Annotated in this window: 17 protein-coding genes; 7 read left to right on the top strand and 10 right to left on the bottom strand. The window is 69.0% G+C overall.

Features of this window, described 5'->3' with window-relative positions; genetic code table 11:
• Window positions 1-19 precede the first annotated feature (19 nt).
• Entirely contained in the window at window positions 20-1081 is a 1062-nt protein-coding gene (locus tag ACSQ9E_RS28170; protein WP_436219754.1) for a M14 family zinc carboxypeptidase, read from the bottom strand.
• On the bottom strand, window positions 1078-1860 hold the full coding sequence (locus ACSQ9E_RS28175) for an alpha/beta fold hydrolase (protein ID WP_436219755.1): 783 nt from the start codon (window positions 1858-1860) through the stop codon (window positions 1078-1080). Before ACSQ9E_RS28175 ends, ACSQ9E_RS28170 begins: the two co-directional genes overlap by 4 nt.
• A 198-nt stretch (window positions 1861-2058) precedes the next feature.
• Between ACSQ9E_RS28175 and ACSQ9E_RS28180 the strand changes: the two genes are divergently transcribed.
• The 3 genes from ACSQ9E_RS28180 to ACSQ9E_RS28190 all read left to right on the top strand — a co-directional run bounded on the left by ACSQ9E_RS28180 (window position 2059) and on the right by ACSQ9E_RS28190 (window position 3781).
• A complete protein-coding gene (locus tag ACSQ9E_RS28180) occupies window positions 2059-2580 on the top strand; it encodes a flavin reductase family protein (RefSeq protein ID WP_057200312.1) in 522 nt (173 codons plus the stop codon).
• 162 nt (window positions 2581-2742) lie between these two features.
• Window positions 2743-3198: an SH3 domain-containing protein gene (locus ACSQ9E_RS28185; protein WP_057200313.1), complete on the top strand. Its 456-nt coding sequence runs from the start codon at window positions 2743-2745 to the stop codon at window positions 3196-3198.
• A gap of 7 nt (window positions 3199-3205) precedes the next feature.
• Window positions 3206-3781 (top strand): MOSC domain-containing protein, encoded by a 576-nt coding sequence (locus ACSQ9E_RS28190; protein ID WP_057266771.1) that lies wholly within the window; start codon window positions 3206-3208, stop codon window positions 3779-3781.
• A gap of 20 nt (window positions 3782-3801) precedes the next feature.
• On the opposite strand, the gene yccS is transcribed toward ACSQ9E_RS28190, so the two are convergent.
• From yccS to minC, 5 genes are read right to left on the bottom strand one after another with little or no spacing between them, the layout of a single operon-like run.
• The gene (gene yccS / locus ACSQ9E_RS28195) at window positions 3802-6024 is read right to left on the bottom strand and encodes a YccS family putative transporter (RefSeq protein WP_436219756.1); all 2223 of its coding nucleotides are present in this window, start codon (window positions 6022-6024) and stop codon (window positions 3802-3804) included.
• A gap of 60 nt (window positions 6025-6084) precedes the next feature.
• A complete protein-coding gene (locus tag ACSQ9E_RS28200; protein ID WP_057200316.1) occupies window positions 6085-6477 on the bottom strand; it encodes a VOC family protein in 393 nt (130 codons plus the stop codon).
• 51 nt (window positions 6478-6528) lie between these two features.
• Window positions 6529-6795, bottom strand: coding sequence for a cell division topological specificity factor MinE (gene minE / locus ACSQ9E_RS28205; RefSeq protein ID WP_056163087.1), 267 nt, complete (start codon window positions 6793-6795; stop codon window positions 6529-6531).
• A gap of 3 nt (window positions 6796-6798) precedes the next feature.
• Entirely contained in the window at window positions 6799-7617 is an 819-nt protein-coding gene (gene minD, locus ACSQ9E_RS28210; protein WP_057200317.1) for a septum site-determining protein MinD, read from the bottom strand.
• 4 nt (window positions 7618-7621) lie between these two features.
• On the bottom strand, window positions 7622-8443 hold the full coding sequence (gene minC, locus ACSQ9E_RS28215; RefSeq protein ID WP_057200318.1) for a septum site-determining protein MinC: 822 nt from the start codon (window positions 8441-8443) through the stop codon (window positions 7622-7624).
• 150 nt (window positions 8444-8593) lie between these two features.
• On the opposite strand from minC, the gene ACSQ9E_RS28220 reads away from it, so the two are divergent.
• Window positions 8594-9517 carry a DMT family transporter gene (locus tag ACSQ9E_RS28220; protein WP_436219757.1) on the top strand — a complete coding sequence of 308 codons (924 nt, stop codon included), beginning with the start codon at window positions 8594-8596 and terminating at the stop codon, window positions 9515-9517.
• A 174-nt stretch (window positions 9518-9691) separates the two neighbouring features.
• Here ACSQ9E_RS28220 and pssA read toward each other — a convergent pair whose 3' ends face one another.
• Window positions 9692-10321: a CDP-diacylglycerol--serine O-phosphatidyltransferase gene (gene pssA, locus ACSQ9E_RS28225; RefSeq protein ID WP_436219758.1), complete on the bottom strand. Its 630-nt coding sequence runs from the start codon at window positions 10319-10321 to the stop codon at window positions 9692-9694.
• A 445-nt stretch (window positions 10322-10766) separates the two neighbouring features.
• On the opposite strand from pssA, the gene ACSQ9E_RS28230 reads away from it, so the two are divergent.
• Both ACSQ9E_RS28230 and ACSQ9E_RS28235 read left to right on the top strand, forming a co-directional pair.
• Window positions 10767-12638: an AMP-binding protein gene (locus ACSQ9E_RS28230; protein ID WP_436220274.1), complete on the top strand. Its 1872-nt coding sequence runs from the start codon at window positions 10767-10769 to the stop codon at window positions 12636-12638.
• 50 nt (window positions 12639-12688) lie between these two features.
• Window positions 12689-13696 (top strand): Bug family tripartite tricarboxylate transporter substrate binding protein, encoded by a 1008-nt coding sequence (locus tag ACSQ9E_RS28235; protein ID WP_436219759.1) that lies wholly within the window; start codon window positions 12689-12691, stop codon window positions 13694-13696.
• Window positions 13697-13915: 219 nt separating this feature from the next.
• On the opposite strand, the gene ACSQ9E_RS28240 is transcribed toward ACSQ9E_RS28235, so the two are convergent.
• Together ACSQ9E_RS28240 and ACSQ9E_RS28245 are read right to left on the bottom strand one after the other, a co-directional pair.
• Window positions 13916-15985 (bottom strand): acetoacetate--CoA ligase, encoded by a 2070-nt coding sequence (locus ACSQ9E_RS28240; protein WP_436219760.1) that lies wholly within the window; start codon window positions 15983-15985, stop codon window positions 13916-13918.
• Between the two features lie 151 nt (window positions 15986-16136).
• Window positions 16137-16376 (bottom strand): DUF6139 family protein, encoded by a 240-nt coding sequence (locus ACSQ9E_RS28245; protein WP_057200323.1) that lies wholly within the window; start codon window positions 16374-16376, stop codon window positions 16137-16139.
• A 140-nt stretch (window positions 16377-16516) separates the two neighbouring features.
• Between ACSQ9E_RS28245 and ACSQ9E_RS28250 the strand changes: the two genes are divergently transcribed.
• Window positions 16517-17122: a TetR/AcrR family transcriptional regulator gene (locus ACSQ9E_RS28250; RefSeq protein ID WP_057200324.1), complete on the top strand. Its 606-nt coding sequence runs from the start codon at window positions 16517-16519 to the stop codon at window positions 17120-17122.
• Window positions 17123-17266 lie beyond the last annotated feature (144 nt).

The following is a 17266-nucleotide window of genomic DNA, read 5'->3' on the forward strand; positions in this document are numbered from 1 at the left end:
CCCCCAGGCGGCAGCTGTGTCAGGGCCTGGGTTCCGTGCCCAGAGCCTCGGGCCAGTGCTCGCCCATCCAGCGCAGCAGATCGCGCCACATGGAGCGCACCTCGAAATCTGCCGGCATGTTCAGCGCATGCGGCAGCTCAATGGTGACCACCGGCATGCCCCGGTGCACACCGCCGTAGTTTCCCAGCGAGCCCGGGAAGATGCCCACCTGGTCCAGCCACAGGCGGCCCAGCCGCTCGGGCGGCGACAGCGGGCCGTCGAAATCGAGCACGCCGTAGGGCGCATGGATGCTTACGATCAGGTGCGGCCGGAAAGCCGCCATCTGCGCGTGCAGGAACTGCGACTCGGGTTCGGACAGCGGTGACTTGCCGGGGAAGCGCCGAGGGTCGCGTTTGGTGCGCTTGTCCCAGTAGAGGGGCGCATCCTTCTCCCAGCCGGGGGTGGGGAAGTTGCGGTTCAGGTCCACGCCACGGCCATTGGTGCGCGTGGCCGGCTTGGCCAGCAGGCCATCGGGGTTGAGCACCGGGATGAAGCGCCAGTGCACCGGCCGCTCGGTCTGCTCGGCGAAGGCGATCCAGCGCAGGGCCAGCGCCGCAGCCGTGAGTTCATCGCCATGGATGGCGCCGGCAATCAGCACGCGCAGCGGTGCATCGGCAGCACCCCGCACCACCGGCGCAGGCACGTCGCGCCAAAACAGGGGCACGCCATGGGCCGACACGGAGCCGCTGGGCGTGAGCAGTGCCTCCTCGCACTGCGTGCGCGAAACCGAAGGCAGCCGCTGCAGGAACAGCGCGCACGCCCTGGGTCCGCTGGGTTCTGCCGCCACGGGGGCAGCCGCCACCACGGGCGCTGGCACCACGGCATCTGCCGCCGGCAGGCTGGCGGCATTCCGTGCTGCGGTGACCAGGGTCGTCTGTGCGGGCGTGGGCCGCTGGGCGCTCGCTCCACGCTCCACCCCGCTGCGCGGCGCCATCCACAGGCCCCCTGCGGCCAAGGCCACGAGCAAGGTACCCGCCAGCGCCGGGCCCCACCAGCCCGGTGCGGGCGACGCAACGGAAGAACCCGAACGGCCTTGTGTCAATGCAGAACCCGCGAGGAAGCCAGGAAATCCGCCAGCGCGCCATCAAAACCGTCGGGGTCTTCGAGTTGCGGCCAGTGGCCCGCATGCGGCAGGCTCAGGTGGCGCGCATCGGGCAGCACATGGGCCAGGGCCTGCAGGGCAGCGGGCGGCGTGCAGCGGTCCTGCGCGCCGCCGATGATCAGCGCCGGCATGTGCAGCCGGCCCAGCACGCCGGCACTGCGGTCGAAGGTGGAGAGCGCCTGCAGCGCGCGCCGGTAGGAACCTCGGTACACCTGTGACAGGGCATGGGTGGCCAGGCGCACGCCTTCGGGCAGCGCGCCGCTGCCGATGAACTGTGGAACCACGGCCTGGGCCAGCGATTCCATGCTGTCCTGTGCGGCATCGAGGGCCTTCAGCCGGGGCTCCACCCAGTCCGCCACGGCCTGCGCATCCAGCGCGGGGCCACCGGCGCACAGCACCATGCGGCGCACCAGGGCGCTCTGGCGCACGGCCACCTCCAGCGCCACCATGGCGCCCATGCCGTGGCCGACCAAGGTGACGGGGCCGCACTGCAACGCATCGATCAGCGCCATGCAGGCTTCGGCCAGGCCCTTGAAGCCATAGGGTTCGATGGGGGCGCTGTTGCCATAGCCGGGCATGTCCCAGGCCACGGCCCGGTAGCCCAGGCTGGCCAGGGCTTCGACCTGGGGCGCAAAGGTCAGGTGGCCACCATCGGCGTCGTGCAGCATGAGCACGGTATGCCCGCTGCCCAGGGTGGAGAAATGGGGGAGAAGTGCCATGGGTATCCTGCGCAATCCCTGCCATGGCAAGGGTCGGTTCATGATAGCCGAGGTGTTTTTAACCCCGGACGGCGGTCAGGACATCCACGCCCCAGGCCCCGCATGCGCGACACCTGCAGCGCCCCCGGCCGCAACAGGGCCGTGGCATGCAGCCCATAATGGCCCCCTGCCCTTTTTCGGCCCCTGCGCCTGCCCTTTGTGAACCGCCCCCTGCCCCGCCCTGCCCTTGCCCGGCCCCCGAGCTTCTCCGCCCGCGAGTTCCGCGATGCGCTGGGCATGTTTGCCACCGGCGTCACCATCGTCACGGCGCGCAACGAGGACGGCACGCTGGTAGGGCTCACGGCCAGCTCGTTCAACTCTGTCTCGCTGGACCCGCCGCTGGTGCTGTGGAGCCTGTCGCGCGGCGCCAGCACCATGCCCACCTTTGCCAACGGCGCGCACTACGCGATCAACGTGCTGGCCGCAGACCAGAAGTCGCTGGCCGAGCGCTTTGCCACACGCGGCATCGACCGCTGGGCGGGCGTGGAACACCATGCCGGCATCAACGGCGCCCCGGTGCTCGATGGCGCGGCCGCCAGCTTCGAGTGCTTCAACCGCAGCCGCTATGAAGAGGGCGACCACCTGATCTTCGTGGGCGAGGTCGAGCGCTGCAGCCACCGTGCCGGTGTGCCCCCGCTGCTGTACCACGGCGGGCGCTTTTACACCGAGCATCCGCTGTAGACCGCTGGTGTGCCACAAGCCCACGCATCCCGCTGCGGCATGCGCCGGGGTTTTGACATGCACGGCGAAGCTGGAAGAATGGCCGGATCGCTTCCGGCCGCACCAGGCACCAACCCATGCCTGAGGGCGCTGCCGGGCCCGCCCTGCCTGCACTGGAGCCCCATGTCACTGCCCCGTCGCCTTCTCGCCTCCTGTCTCATCGGCCTGGTCCTGGCCACATCCGCCCAGGCGGCTCCACCGCGCAACATGGTCAGCGTGGCCAAGCCCGAGATCAACCTGCGCGCTGGTGCCGGGACCCGGCATCCAGCGTTGTTCACGCTGGGACGGGGCTTTCCACTGGAAGTCATCGGGCGCAGCGGCAACTGGCTGAAGGTGCGCGATTTCGAAAGAGACACCGGCTGGGTCCACCGCCCTCTGGTGGGCAAGACGCCCCACCACATCGTCAAGAGCCCCCGTGCCAACATCCGCAGTGCCCCGAGCACGCGCAGCCGGGTGCTGGGGACGGCGGAGAACGGCGAGGTGCTGCGCACCCTGGAGCGGCGCAGCGAGTGGGTCAAGGTCCAGCAGGACGGCGGCCCCAGGGGTTGGGTGGCCGGCCGCCTACTGTGGGGCTGGTGAGCGCCGAATGCAGGTGCGCAGCATCAACACGGGCAGTGCCCGGCGCCTGAAGGTGGGAGAGCGCAGCGTGCTCACCGCCATCGGCAAGCACCCGGTCGAGGGCCCCGTGGCCGTGCACCGCCTGGGCCTTGAGGGCGACGAGCAGGCCGACCCGAGCGTGCATGGCGGCCTGGACAAGGCCGTGTATGCCTACCCCGCCGCACACTACGCGTTCTGGCAGGCGCAGCGCCGCGAGCATGGTGTGAGCCTGTTCGATGAAGTGTTGCCTGCGGGCTTCGCGGGCGAGAACCTGACCGTGGACGGGCCGCTGGAGCACGAGATCTTCGTGGGCGACACCCTGCACTTCCCCGATTGCGTGCTGCGCGTGACCGCACCGCGCGAGCCCTGCTTCAAGTTCAACGCGGTGATGGGCTTTGCCCAGGCCAGCCGCGCGATGGCGCTGGCGGGCTGCTGCGGCTACTACCTGGCGGTGGACGAACCCGGCAGCATCGCCGCCGGCCAGCGCGCCACACTGGTGCCCGGCCGGCGCTCGCTGGGCATTGCGCAGGCCTTCGCGGCCAAGTTCGCAAAGCATTCGCGCTGACGCTGCAAGGCGCTTGCACGCTACACGGCCCGGCCGTGCGGCGGCTCCACCAGTTGCCGCGCCTGCTCCTGCAATTGCGGGAAGACCTTGCCCACCAGCGCCAGCTGAGCGGCCATGAGGCTGCGGGCCGGAGCGTGGGGCGGCGCGCTGCCGGTGGGGCCGAACTCCTGCAGCACCTGTGCCACGGCCGGCGCTGCAGGCGCTTTGCCGGTTCGCGCACCACTGGCCTGCTGGGCCTGCTCCAGCTTTTCAGCCAGTTGCTGCAGCGACAGCAGCAGGGCGCTGGCCATCTCCTCGTCTGCCGCGTCCATATCCGCCCCGGCCCCCCCGCGCTGCGCACCCAGGGCCGAGAGGTAATTGAGCTGGGTGTGCGACAGGCGCAGGAAGTTTGCCACCACCTCCACGTTGCCGCGCACGCTGCGCGGCTCCTTGAGCATGGCGGTGTAGGAGTTGGACAGCGCGGCATCGGCATTGTGCGCATTGCGCCGCGCCAGGCGGTATTCCAGGTGGTCGCGCTTGCCGCTGTGGTACTGCGCCAGGATGGCGCGCAGGTACAGGGCCTGGGTCTGCAGCACCTGGGCCGCCAGCCGCGGCCACTGGCGCGACTGCCAGTGCGGCAGCACCAGCCAGGAGGCAGCGGCCGCGATCAGGCAGCCGGCGGCGGTGTCCAGCAGGCGCGCCAGGATCACGCCCTGGGCCATGCCCATCTGGTGAAAACCGAGCAGCAGCAAGGTGGTGACCGCAGCCGTGGCCAGCACGTAGCGGGTGTGCCGCGCGCCGAAGAACACCGCACCGGCGAACACCAGCAGCGCGGCCTGCACCAGCGCCCCCGGAAACAGCTGGATCGCCGCCCAGCCCATGGCCAGGCCGATGGCTGTGCCCTTGGCGCGCTGCAGGAGCCGCGTCTGCGTGGCCGCGTACTGCGGCTGGCTCACGAAGACGATGGTCAGCAGGATCCAGTAGCCGTGCGGGTCGCTGGTGGCCTGCATGAGGGCAAAGCCCGCCAGCAGCGACAGGGCCAGGCGCACGCTGTGCCGCAGCCAGGGCGACTGCGCATGCAGCTGGGCGCGCACCCGGCCCCAGGCATCGCCCAGGCTGCGCGGCTCGCGGTCGAACAGGACGTGGTCGACGCCGCCCTCGGCGGCGGCGCCGCCCAGGGCGGTCGCGAACACCGCGGCCATGGCCGCCAGGTTGTGGCCCAGGGCATGCAGTGAGCGCAGGGGCCGGGCCATGGAGGCCGCCCCCTGCGTGCCAACGAGGTCAGCGGCAATGCCATCCTGGTGCGCGATGGCGGCCTGCAGGTCCTCGATGGCGCGGGAGGTCATGCCCCCGTGCTGCGGGAGCGATTGCTGCTGGATGGCCAGCGACAGCTTGAGCGATTGCTCACCCAGCAGCGTGAGCACGCGCTGGCAGCGGTACAGCACGTCGCTGTGGAAGAACGCCGTGGCCAGCAGGTCGTAGTGCTCGTGCGAGGAGCTCACGCGCTCGTGCACGTCCTGCGCGGCCAGGTACTGGTGCATGGCGGTCTGCAGCCAGGCGGGTGGCTGGCCCCGACCCATGCGGCTCATGAGGCTTTCCTTGGCGGCATTGAGGGCGTCCACCACGCGCCCGTTGTGCAGGGCCAGCGCCATGCGCCGGCGCTCCAGGTCCACGTCGCGCACGGGCTCCAGCAGCAGGGCCTTCAGGCGCAGGTACTCCCCCAGCACCGCATACAGCCGGGCCAGGCGAAAGCGCACCGGCGCGCGCGGCATGGCCCAGGCCCAGGCCACCGACACCAGGCCATACCAGGCGGCGCCCGCCAGCATCAGCGGCGTCGCCTGCGCGGCCCCGGCACGGCTGGTGTGGGCGGCCAGGGCCGCATAGATGAACAGCACCAGCGAGCCGAAGGCAATGGCACGGTAGCGTTCGCCGAGTGCGCCCAGCAGGGTGAAGGCCAGGGCCGACAGCGCCAGCACCCCCATCAGCGCCCAGGGCCAGGCCACCGTGGCCCACACCGCCAGGGCCATCAGGCCAAAGCAGCCCAGCGCCAGCAGCTGCGCGCGCAGGCGGCCACGCCAGCTGTCGTCGGTTTCTGTCAGGGCGCTGGCGATCACGCCCAGCAGCACCGGCATCAGCTCGGCCTGCCAGCCGGCCCACCAGCCCCAGGCCAGCACGGCGGCCAGCGCGCAGAAGGCCCGCGCCCCGCGCGTGACACCTTCATGGTTGCGTGCGCGCTGCCAGCTGGATTTCCAGGATTCGTCCACGGGACTGCCTCACATTAGGGATTACCCTAATATTAAGCAATAAATCGGCCAGAAGGCTGTTCAGGCCGCACCGTGGCAGCACACGCACAGCTTGTTGCCATCGGGATCGCGGAAATACGCCCCGTAGTAATTCGCGTGGTATTGGGGGCGCAGACCGGGCGGGCCTTCGCAGCTGCCGCCATGGCGCAAGGCCAGGGCATGGACTTCGTCCACGGTGGTGCGGTCGATGGCCAGCAGCGCGTTCATGGCGCCGTTGCCGGGGCTGGCGGCCTGGCCGTCGAACGGGCGGCCGATGAGGAACAGCGGGCGCGCAACGCCGGGCATCTGCCACCCGGCCCAGGGCACCCCGGGCTCGCAAAAGCGCTGCACCAGGCCCAGGCGCTCCAGCACCGGGCCATAGAAGGCCAGGGCGCGCCCGAAATCGTTCACGCCGATATGGACATGGGACAGCATGCGCCGATCTCCTCCTCAAGAATGCTCGCCGCACGACAGCGGCGCGAGACCTCAGCGCACGGTGTCGGGCAGCTCGATCTTGACCTCGAGCACTTCCAGGTTGTCCTGGCGTTCCAGGTGCACCTTGAGGTCTTCGGGGTTGATCTTCACGTACTTGGAGATCACGGCCACCAGTTCGCGCTGCAGCGCGGGCAGGTAGTCGGGCTCGGAGGCGTTGCGGCCGTTGCGTTCGTGCGCCAGGATGATCTGCAGACGCTCCTTGGCAACGCTGGCCGTCTTCTTCTTTTCACCAAGAAGAAAGGAAAGGAAGGATGCCATGGCTTACTTGCTCCCGAACAGGCGTTTGAAGAAGCCGGGCTTCTCCGCGTCGATGAAGCGCAGGGGCTTGTCGGTCTGGCCGAGGAAACGATCGATCACGTCCTTGTAGGCTTCCGAGACGTCGCTGCCCTGCGAATGGATGGCGGGCGTGCCCTGGTTGGACGACTGCAGCACCACCTCGGATTCGGGGATCACGCCGATGAGCTTGATGCGCAGGATGTCCTGGATGTCTTCGAGCGAGAGCATCTGCCCGTCTTCGACGCGGCTCGGGTTGTAGCGCGTAATGAGCAGATGCTCCTTGATCGGCTCGCCGCCCTCGATGGCGCGTTTGGTCTTGCTGCCCAGCATGCCCAGGATGCGGTCGGAGTCGCGCACCGAAGAGACTTCGGGGTTGGTGACCAGCAAGGCCTCGTCGGCGAAGTGCATGGCCATGAGGGCGCCGCTTTCGATGCCGGCAGGCGAATCGCAGACGATGTACTCGAAGCCCATTTCGGCGAGGTCCTTGAGGATCTTTTCCACGCCGTCCTGCTTGAGAGCGTCCTTGTCGCGCGTCTGGCTGGCGGCCAGCACGAACAGGTTATCGCACTGCTTGTCCTTGATGAGGGCCTGGTTCAGGTTGGCCTCGCCCTGGATCACGTTGATGAGGTCGTACACCACGCGGCGCTCGCAGCCCATGATCAGGTCCAGGTTGCGCAGGCCGACGTCAAAGTCGATCACGGCAGTCTTGTGCCCGCGCATGGCGAGGCCGGAGGCAAAGCTGGCGCTGGTGGTGGTCTTGCCCACACCACCCTTGCCGGAGGTCACGACGACGATTTTGGCCATGGGTTTATTGAATCTCTCTGGGGTTGATACGAACGGGATTGCGCAGCGGCTCGATGAAGAGCTTTTCGCCTTCCAGGCGCACCTGGGCCGGCCTGCCCGCGACGTCGTCGGGCAGTGCGGTCTCCGTCGTGCGGTAGATGCCTGCGATGGAGACCAGCTGCGGCTCCATGCAGGTGGAAAAGATGCGTGCTTCGGTGTTGCCGCGCGCGCCAGCGATGGCGCGCCCGCGCAGCGGGGCGTAGACGTGGATGTTGCCATCGGCAATCACCTCGGCGCCAAAGCTGACCATGGCCAGCACCACCAGGTCGGCGCCGCGCGCATAGACCTGCTGGCCCGAGCGCAGCGGCTTGTCGATGACCATGGTGCCGGGGCCGGCCACCGGCACTTCGCGTACCACCTCGATCTCGTGCACCACCTCGCGGATGACTTCCTGCACCTGGACCGGCGCCTCGGGCTCCGGTTCGGGGGCTGCGGCCGCCTCGGCACGGGCCGGGGGCGCATCGGGCACGGCCGCCAGGCCCACGGCGCGCGCGGCGTCCATCTGGGCGGCGCTGCCACCGCGCACGGCCACGGGCAGGGTGCGGTGTTCGCGCAGCACGGCGACGATGGCGGCGAAATCGATGGTTTCCTCGGACTCGCGCACCAGGGCCAGGTCGATCAGCACCGGATCGTTGTCGAAAAAGCCCGGGGCGTCGGCCACGCGCTCGACCAGATCGGCAGCGAACTGCGTGGCATCGGTGGTCTTGAGCAGCACGGCCACGACGGACAGCGATGCGCTCTTGAGGTCGAAGCGGGTGCGGGCCTGGGCCGCCGTGGAAAAGGCCATGAAATGGGAGGTTGGTAGAAGAAGCGCGCAAAAACAGGTAAAGAAGCCGCAAAGTGTACCGTGGGCCCGCAAATGCCCTGTCTCGGAGCGTATCAGGCCCGCGCCAGGCAGCGGCCTGCAGTGCTGGCGCACCCCTTCCATAATCGACCGATGTCCATTGCCCGCAAAACCCACCTCGACTCCCTGGCCGTCGGCCTGTTGCTCGCCTGCTGCATGTTCTGGGGCTTCCAGCAGGTGCTGGTCAAGGCCACGGTGGCCGAGGTGGCCCCGGTGTTCCAGGCCTTCGTGCGCTTCGTGCTGGCCGCCCTGGCCGTGGCCGCATGGTGCCTGTGGCGCGGCGTGCCCCTGTCCAGCCGCAGTGAACCCGCAGGCGCCCTGCGCGCCGGGCTGCTGGCCGGGGCCCTGTTCGCGGGCGAGTTCGCCTGCATCTATGTGGGCCTGCAGTACACCAGCGCCTCGCGGCTCACGGTGTTCCTGTACGGCGCACCGTTCTGGGTGGCGCTGCTGTTGCCGCACTTCATTCCCGGCGAGCGGCTGCGCGGCTGGCAGTGGCTGGGCCTGGCCGCGGCCTTCGTGGGCGTGGGGCTGGCCCTGGGCGACGGCATGGTCGGATCGGCGAATGCCGCCATGCCCCAGGCCTGGCTAGGCGACCTGCTGGGCGTGGCCGCCGGCCTGATGTGGGCGCTGACCACGGTGGTCATCCGCACCACGCCGCTGGCGCGCGTGGCCCCGGCCAAGCAGCTCTTTTACCAGGTGGGCGTGAGCGCCGCCGTGCTGCCCCTGCTGTCCCTGGCGCTGGGCGAGACCTGGACCTGGCACTTCAGCGCCTTTGCCTGGGGCTCGCTGCTGGTGCAGGCCCTGGTAGGCGCCTTCGTGAGCTACCTGGCCTGGATGTGGATGCTGGCCCACTACCCGGCCACCCGCATCTCGGTGTTCGTGTTCCTGACGCCGGTCTTCGCGCTGCTGTTCGGCGCCTGGTGGCTGGGCGAGCCGGTGACCACGGGGCTGGTGGTCGCCCTGGCGCTGGTGGCGGTGGGGATTGTGCTGGTCAATCGCAAGCCGGCAGTACCCTGAAAGTCTTGTGCGGCGATCCCGGGCGACCTTACGGGGCGCAGCATCGGCAATGGCGCTGCCCAAGCCAGGGCAGCCGCGCAAGGGCCGCCCCGCCGCGCTGGCTGCGTCCCCCTTCCCGAATGGCGCAGCCATTCGAGAGAAGGGGTGAAGGCGCGAAGCGACTCAGGGGGTTGTTCAGAATTTGGGAATATGGATGCGACTGATCATCAAGGAGCCGGAAACTGCAAACAGCAGCACCAGCGGATGCAGCGTGAAGCCGCCAACCAGTACCTTGCCGAACCACAGGTTCTCGCCCAGCGCGCCCATGTAGCCGGCCAGGGCCAGCAGGGCCACCAGCACGATGGAGGTGGGGATGGGCGTGCCCTCGAAGTACCGGACCTTGCCGTCGTCGCCCGAGAGCGTTTCGGCCGTGACGTTGTAGCGCGCCAGGCGCGAGACGCCGCAGGCCACGAAGTAGGCCAGCACCACGCGGTCGTACAGGCCCTGCATGCCGCAGCCATAGGCCATGATGGCGGGCGCCACGCCGAACGAGATCACGTCGGCCAGTGAGTCGAGTTCGCGCCCCATGGCCGAACTCTTCTGGCGCCAGCGCGCGATGCGGCCGTCCAGCACGTCGAAGATCAGTGCCGCCAGCACCAGGGCGGCGGCAAAGTAGACGTGCAGTACATCCCCGGTCGCCAGGTAGGTCATGGCCGAGAACAGCGCACCGACGCCGCACACCGCGTTGCCCAGCGTGAACCAGTCGGCCAGGTGGAACTCGCGGATCATCGAAAAGCGCTTGGGATGGGGTTGGGGAGTGGTCATGTCGGGAGCGCTCCGGTCGCGCCAGGGGAAGTGGTGACGCCACATTATGGGCGGCTGCGCGCGCCGTTTCCTGTAGGCACATGACCCGCGCGGGCGAGGACGCAGTGTGCACCGCCGCGCCCACCTGCCAGCGCACCCTCGCAAGGGGCGCAGCCCATCCCTTCTGACTGTCAAATTTTTTTGAACAGAGTGTCCATGCATTTAGAGGATTGTCAAAAAATCGGCGCGCACCAACAATGGCCTCTCCACCTGTTTTTCAGGATGGACCCGATTTGCCAGGAGACAACACCATGCACACTGCCGGGAGCGCACAGTCGCCCTGCCCCACCCTTGTCGCTGCGGGCTGGGGGGCCTGCGCATGACGACTGCCATCGGGACCCCGCACAAGCGCCCGCCCTTGTCGGCCCCCTTCGCCCCGGCGTTCCCCGTGCGCAGCCTGCAGGACGTGGAGCGCCTGGAGGTGCTGCCGCTGGCCCAGGCGCTGCCGGTGCAAAGCACCTACGAGATCTTCTGCAACTCGGCCCATGCCTTTGGCGACAAGACGGCGCTGAGCTTTCTGCCCACGGCCGACCCGGCGGACGAACCCGTGCGCTGGTCGTACGCGCAGTTGCTGGCGGGCATCCACCAGACGGCCAACCTCCTCCACGACCTGGGCGTTGCGCCCGGCGACGCCGTGGCCGTGTTGCTGCCCGGCTGCCTGGAATACCACCTGGCCCTGTGGGGCGGCGAGGCGGCCGGCATCGTGCAGCCGCTCAACCCGCTGCTCACGCCCGAAAAGCTGGCGTCCATGATGACCCTGGCCCGCGCCAAGGTGCTGATCGCCTATGGCGAGGACGGTGACTCGGGCTTCTGGACCAAGGCCATGGGCCTGCTCGGCCAGGTGCCCACGCTGCGTACCGTGCTGCGCGTGGCGCCGCACGGCGAGGCCCCAGGCGCGGCCGGCCCCCTGCCCGAGGGCGTGATCGACTTTGCCAGCCGCAGCGCCCAGCCCGATGACCGGCTGGTGAGCGGGCGGCGCATCGTGGCCGGCGACATTGCGGCCTACTTCCACACCGGCGGCACCACGGGCGCGCCCAAACTCGCGCGGCACAGCCATGGCGCGCAGGTGTTCACGGCCTGGGCGTGCGTGCAGATGCAGGGCATCCGGCCCGAGGACGCGGGCATCAACGGCTACCCGCTGTTCCACGTGGCCGGTGTGCTGCCCGGCGCGCTGGCGGCACTGTCGGCCGGGGTGGAGACCATCATCCCCACCACCGGGCTGTTCCGCAACCGGCAGGTCATCGCCAACTACTGGCGCCTGGCCGAGCGCTACCGCTGCACCTACCTGTCGGCCGTGCCCACGGTGCTGGCCGCGCTGGCCAATGTGCCACTGGACGGCGCCGACATTTCGGCCCTGCGCTACTGCCGCACCGGTGCGGCGGTGCTGGCGCCCGAGCTTGCGGCGCGCTTTACGCGCCTGTTTGGCCTGCATGTGCACGAGAGCCTGGGCATGACGGAGATGGCGGGCATCTCCACCATCACGCCGCCGGGCGTGACCGCGCCTGCGGGCTGCGTGGGCTGGCGCCTGCCGTACGTGCGGCTGCGCATCGTGGCGCTCGACGCGCACGGCAATGCCTCGGACCAAGAGATGCCGCCCGGCCAGCCTGGCATGGTGCTGTTTCACTCGCCCAACCTGTTCTCGGGGTTTCTCGATGCGGCCGACACGGCCAGGGCCTTCACCGCCGATGGCTGGCTGGCCACGGGCGACCTGGGGTTCGTTGATGCCGATGGCCGGCTGCACCTGAGCGGGCGCTCCAAGGACCTCATCATCCGCAGCGGCCACAACATCGACCCGAAGGTGATCGAAGACGCCCTGGGCGCCCACCCCGCCGTGCAACTGTGCGCTGCCGTGGGTGCGCCCGATGCCTATGCGGGCGAGCTGCCCGTGGTGTTCGCCACGCTGGTGCCGGGCCAGCAGGCCAGCGAGGCCGAGCTGCTCGACTTCGCCAGTGCAGGCGTGGACGAGGCCGTGGCCCGGCCGCGCCGCATCACTGTGCTGGACACCATGCCCGTGACCAACGTGGGCAAGATCTACAAGCCCGCCCTGCGCCTGCAGGCCGCCTGCCAGACCGTGCAGGCGCTGGTCGACGGCGTGTGCACCGAGCTTGCCGTGACCGGGCGCCCCGCCGTACAGGCCGAGGGCGAGAGCGCCGTGCGTGTCACCGTCGATGCCGCCACGGCAGGCCTGAATGCACAGGCACTGTGCGAACGCCTGCGCCAGGTGCTGGAGCCCCTGCCCGTCAAGGTGCAGGTGGCGCTGTCACCACCCAGGGCCTGAGATTTTTTCACCGAGCGACCACCCATAACGATTCCAGGAGACAAGACACCATGCCCATTTCCCCTACCACCCTCCAGCGGCGCACCTGGCTCGGCGCAGCCGCCCTGGCCCTCGGCACCCTCGCTGGCACGGCCGCGCTGGCCCAGCAGCCGGCCTACCCCACCAAACCCATCAAGGTGATCGTGCCCTTTGCCCCGGGCGGCGCCACCGACGTGCTGGCCCGTGTGCTCGCCGAGAAGATGGCAGTCGGCCTGGGCCAGCCCCTGGTCATCGACAACAAGCCGGGCGCGGCCGGCATCATCGGCACCGATGCTGTCGCCAAGGCCGCGCCCGATGGCTACACCATCGTGCTGGGCCTGAGCAATTCGCTGCTCACCAACCAGTTCCTCTACGAAAAGCTGCCTTATGACCCGCAGCGCGACCTGGCGCTGATCTACCAGATCGCCATCGCCCCGCTGGTGCTGGTCACCCACCCCAGCGTACCGGTCAGCACCGGCCCCGAACTGCTCAAGTACGCCGCCGCCAACAAGGGCAAGGTGGCCTATGGCTCCTACGGCACGGGCGCCTACCCGCATCTGGCCGGCGCCTACATGAGCCTGACCCAGAACGCCGACATGAGCCACGTGGCCTACCGGGGCGAGGCGCCCATGGTGCAGGACCTGATCGGCGGCCAGATCCAGATGGCCTACGCCAGCGCCCTGGTGGCCAAGGCGCACATCGACGCCGGCAAGCTCAAGGCGCTGGGCGTGACGGGCGAGCGGCGCATGGGCATCCTGCCCAACGTGCCCACGCTGGCCGAGCAGAGCATGACCGACGAGGCCTACCGCGTGGCCGGCTGGCTGGCCTTTGCCGCGCCGGCGAACACGCCACCGGCGATCCTGGAGCGCCTGGCAGCCGAGGTGCGCAAGGCCGTGCAGCTGCCCGACGTGGCACAGCGCATCGCGGGCATGGGCTTCGAGGCCAAGGCCAGCTCGCCAGCCGAGTTCAAGGCCGCGTACATGAAGGAGCGGCCGGTGTGGGAGCGTTTGATCAAGCAGTCGGGCGCAAAGCTCGACTGACCCTCTGAGCCGCTTCGCGTCACGGTGCGTCCGCCAGAGGCGGCCGCTCTTCGTTGCCGTCCAAGCCTGCGCAGGCAGGCTTGGAGCCGCGGCACTCAGCCCCCTCTCCCGCATTGCTGCGCAATACGGGCCGGGGGCCGCCCCCGGTGCGGCGGGGCGGCCCTTGCACGGGGGCACTGGCCTGCGCCGTGCCTCCTCAGAGGCTGGCTTCCCCTACCCCTAGGTCGCGCCCGCGGCTCGCTGGTTGGCAAACTCCACATACCAGTCCAGGCAACCCGGGTTGGCCATGGCGTCCTTGTTGACGACCTTCTCGATGGGCTGGCCCAGCAGGAGTTTCTTGATGGGCAGCTCCTGCTTCTTGCCGCTCAGGGTGCGCGGAATCTCGGGCACTTGGAAGATGTCGTCGGGCACGAAGCGTGGGCTCAGTGCGGTGCGCACGGCGTTGTTCAGGCGCTGGCGCATGGCCTCGTCGAGCGCCACGCCCTCGCGCAGCACCACGAACAGCGGCATGTAGCTTTCGCGGCCCAGGTATTCGAGGTCGACCACCATGCTGTCGAGCACCTCGGGCAGGGCCTCCACCGCGCTGTAGATCTCGCTCGTGCCCATGCGCAGGCCGTGGCGGTTGATGGTGGCGTCGGATCGACCGTAGATGATGCAGCCGCCCGTGCGGCCATCGATCCTGAGCCAGTCGCCATGGCGCCAGACGGCGCCGGCCTCGGGCCCCGTGTCGCCGCCGCCGGGCCGGCGGCCATGGCCGGGCGGGTACATGTCGAAGTAGCTTGAGAGGTAGCGTTCGCCTTTCGGATCGTTCAGCAGGTACAGCGGCATGGAAGGGATGGGCTGCACGCAGACCAGCTCGCCGACCTCGTCCTTCACCGGCTCGCCCTGGGCATTCCACGATTCCACGGCAGCGCCCAGCATGCGGCACTGCATTTCGCCGGGCACCTGGGGCATCTCGCGGTGGCCGCCGATGAAGGCCCCGCAGAAGTCCGTGCCCCCCGAGATGTTGTTCCACCAGATCTCTGGCGTGCCAATGCGCTCGAACTGCGCCGTGCCCCAGGCCTGCACTTCGGGCGAGAGCGGCGACCCTGTGGTGCCCAAGGCGCGCACGCGCGAGAGGTCGCCGCAGTCGGCCAGCGCGAGCCCCGACTTCATGCAGTTGGCGAAGAAGGCCGCGCCCGCGCCGAAGAAGGTCACCCCCGTCTCGGCCGCAAAGCGCCACAGCGTGCCCCAGTCGGGTTGGTCCTTGCTGCCGCCGGGATTGCCGTCGTAGATGACGCAGGTGGTGCCTGAGAGCAGGCCGCTGGCCTGGGCGTTCCACATCACCCAGCCGGTGGAGCTGTACCAGTGGTAGCGCTCGCCGAAGCTGTTGGCCTCGTAGCTGCAGCCGATGTCGTTGTGCAGCACCTTGAGCTGCAGCGCCACCAGCACCATGCCGCCGTGACCGTGCACGATGGGCTTGGGCAGGCCGGTGGTGCCGCTGGAGTAGACGATCCACAGCGGGTGGTCGAACGGCATCCATTCGGGCTCGAAGGCATCGACCGCCGCGCCGCTGGCGGCCACATCAGCCGCCCAGTCGGACCAGCCGGGCAGCGTGGCACCGGCGTCGAGGTTGGGCACCAGGACGGCGTGCTGCACGCTGGGCAGGGCCGCGCGCAGCTCGGTGAGCACGCCGGTGCGGTCGTGGTCGCGGGCGCCATAGGTGATGCCGTCCACGCCGATCAGCACCTTGGGCTCGATCTGGCGGAAGCGGTCGAGCACGGCGTTGGTGCCCATGTCGGGCGCACAGATGCTCCAGACGGCACCGATGCTCACCGTGGCCAGCAGGGCCACCATGGCCTCGGGGATGTTGGGCAGGTAGGCGGCAATGCGGTCGCCCGGCTGCACGCCCTGGGCCTTGAGGTGTAGCGCCAGCGCGGCCACCTGGCGGCGCAGCTCGGGCCAGGCCAGCTCGCGGTGCTGGCCTTTCTCGTTGCGGCTGACGATGGCCGGCAGGCCGGCGGCATGGGCCGCCTGCACATGGCGCAGCGCCTGGCGTGCGTAGTTGAGCCGCACGCCTGGGAACCATTCGGCCCCCGGCATGGTGTTGCGTGCCAACGCCACGGTGGGCGGGGCGGGCGATTCGATCTCGAAGTAGTCCCAGACGCTGTGCCAGAAGGCATCGAGCTCGGTGGTGGACCAGCGCCACAGCGCGTCGTAGCTGTCGAAGGCCAGGCCGCGCTGGTCGCGCAGCCAGTCCTGGTACAGGCGGATCTGCGGAATGAAAGGGGGGGTGATTTTTGTCTCCATGGCGACGCAGCGTACCAGCGCTGGCCCCTGCGTGCCACGGCGCATCGTCTCCGGATTGACACCCGCTCCCGGTCACGCCCCAGAAGGGCCGTGCGCTGCTGCGGCAGTCCTGTCAAACCTGCACGGGCAACCAGCTGCGCAAGAGCCGATATCAGTCGCCTTCCGGCTCGTGCAGGCCCGTGATGGCGTAGCCTTTTTCCTTGAATTGGGCGCCGGGCTTGACGATGCCGTAGTGCTCCCAGCGCTCGGCTTCTTCGTCCAGGTCCTGGCCTTTCACCTCCGTGTCCCAGTCGGTGTTGGTCGCTTCCTCCGGGATGCGCCTTCCTTCCGGCACGGCAAGGTGGGTAAAACGGCCCTCGGCTTCGGCCCGACGATAGATGTCCACGCGCATGGTTGGTCCTTTGGCGGTTACAAAGGGCCCACTCTACTGCCCATGGCCGCCAGTCGCCGTAGGAAAAACTCTCGCTGCCGGAAGGGCCATGCAGGAACAGGCTGTTTTGTTTTTTAGCACAGTTGTGCTAAATTTCAACCATGGACGCCAAGACTCAGAAAGCCGAGCTCACGCGCGCCGCCATCATTGGCGCCGCGCTGGATGTGGCTGCGGCCGACGGGCTCGAATCCATCACCCTGCAGGCCGTGGCCGACCGGGTGGGCCTGTCCAAGAGCGGCGTCTTCTCACGTGCTGGTTCGCGCGAGGCGCTGCAGAAGGCCGTGATCGAAGAGTACGGCCGCAGCTTCCTGGCCCAGGTGTTCGTGCCCGCCATGCAGCAGCCCAAGGGCCTGCCCCGCCTGAACGAGATCGTGCGCCGCTGGATCGCCCGCACGCGCGATGTGGAGGCCTTCACGGGCTGCATCTACATCGCCGGCGCCTTCGAACTCGACGACCGCAGCGGCGAGCTCCGGGACCTGCTGCACACCGAAATCACGCGCTGGCGCGCCGCGCTGCGCCGCACCGTGCTGCAGGCCATCGAGGCCGGGCACCTGCCTGCCGGCACCCCGGCCGACCAACTGGTCGCGGAGATCTACTCCATGCTGATGGGCCTGTTGCACGACGTCCGCTTCCTGCGCGATCCCCAGGCACCGCACCGCACCGAGGCGTCCTGGGCGCGCCTCGTCAAGAGTTACCAGACCGCCTGACACCCCGGTGCATGCCGTGGAAACCTTTGCTATTTGTTCGTCCAAATTTCGCACAACCGTGCGAAGAAAGAAAATTCCCATGCTGATCCTTTGTGGCATTGCGGCAATCGCCGTCATCGCGGGCGCCCTCCATGCGCTGCGCAG

Origin of the sequence: Acidovorax sp. LjRoot118, from assembly GCF_964253575.1 — a bacterium.
Classification (GTDB): domain Bacteria; phylum Pseudomonadota; class Gammaproteobacteria; order Burkholderiales; family Burkholderiaceae_C; genus Acidovorax.

What these genes read in the sequence shown, in the direction of transcription:
- ACSQ9E_RS28200 (WP_057200316.1), bottom strand. Translation starts at nt 6,477, where the DNA reads ATGCTGTCCCATGTCCATATCGGCGTGAACGATTTCGGGCGCGCCCTG.
- pssA (WP_436219758.1), bottom strand. Translation starts at nt 10,321, where the DNA reads ATGACCACTCCCCAACCCCATCCCAAGCGCTTTTCGATGATCCGCGAG.
- ACSQ9E_RS28175 (WP_436219755.1), bottom strand. Translation starts at nt 1,860, where the DNA reads ATGGCACTTCTCCCCCATTTCTCCACCCTGGGCAGCGGGCATACCGTG.
- minE (WP_056163087.1), bottom strand. Translation starts at nt 6,795, where the DNA reads ATGGCATCCTTCCTTTCCTTTCTTCTTGGTGAAAAGAAGAAGACGGCC.
- ACSQ9E_RS28240 (WP_436219760.1), bottom strand. Translation starts at nt 15,985, where the DNA reads ATGGAGACAAAAATCACCCCCCCTTTCATTCCGCAGATCCGCCTGTAC.
- ACSQ9E_RS28220 (WP_436219757.1), top strand. Translation starts at nt 8,594, where the DNA reads ATGTCCATTGCCCGCAAAACCCACCTCGACTCCCTGGCCGTCGGCCTG.
- ACSQ9E_RS28245 (WP_057200323.1), bottom strand. Translation starts at nt 16,376, where the DNA reads ATGCGCGTGGACATCTATCGTCGGGCCGAAGCCGAGGGCCGTTTTACC.
- ACSQ9E_RS28190 (WP_057266771.1), top strand. Translation starts at nt 3,206, where the DNA reads ATGCAGGTGCGCAGCATCAACACGGGCAGTGCCCGGCGCCTGAAGGTG.
- ACSQ9E_RS28185 (WP_057200313.1), top strand. Translation starts at nt 2,743, where the DNA reads ATGTCACTGCCCCGTCGCCTTCTCGCCTCCTGTCTCATCGGCCTGGTC.
- ACSQ9E_RS28235 (WP_436219759.1), top strand. Translation starts at nt 12,689, where the DNA reads ATGCCCATTTCCCCTACCACCCTCCAGCGGCGCACCTGGCTCGGCGCA.
- minC (WP_057200318.1), bottom strand. Translation starts at nt 8,443, where the DNA reads ATGGCCTTTTCCACGGCGGCCCAGGCCCGCACCCGCTTCGACCTCAAG.
- minD (WP_057200317.1), bottom strand. Translation starts at nt 7,617, where the DNA reads ATGGCCAAAATCGTCGTCGTGACCTCCGGCAAGGGTGGTGTGGGCAAG.
- ACSQ9E_RS28250 (WP_057200324.1), top strand. Translation starts at nt 16,517, where the DNA reads ATGGACGCCAAGACTCAGAAAGCCGAGCTCACGCGCGCCGCCATCATT.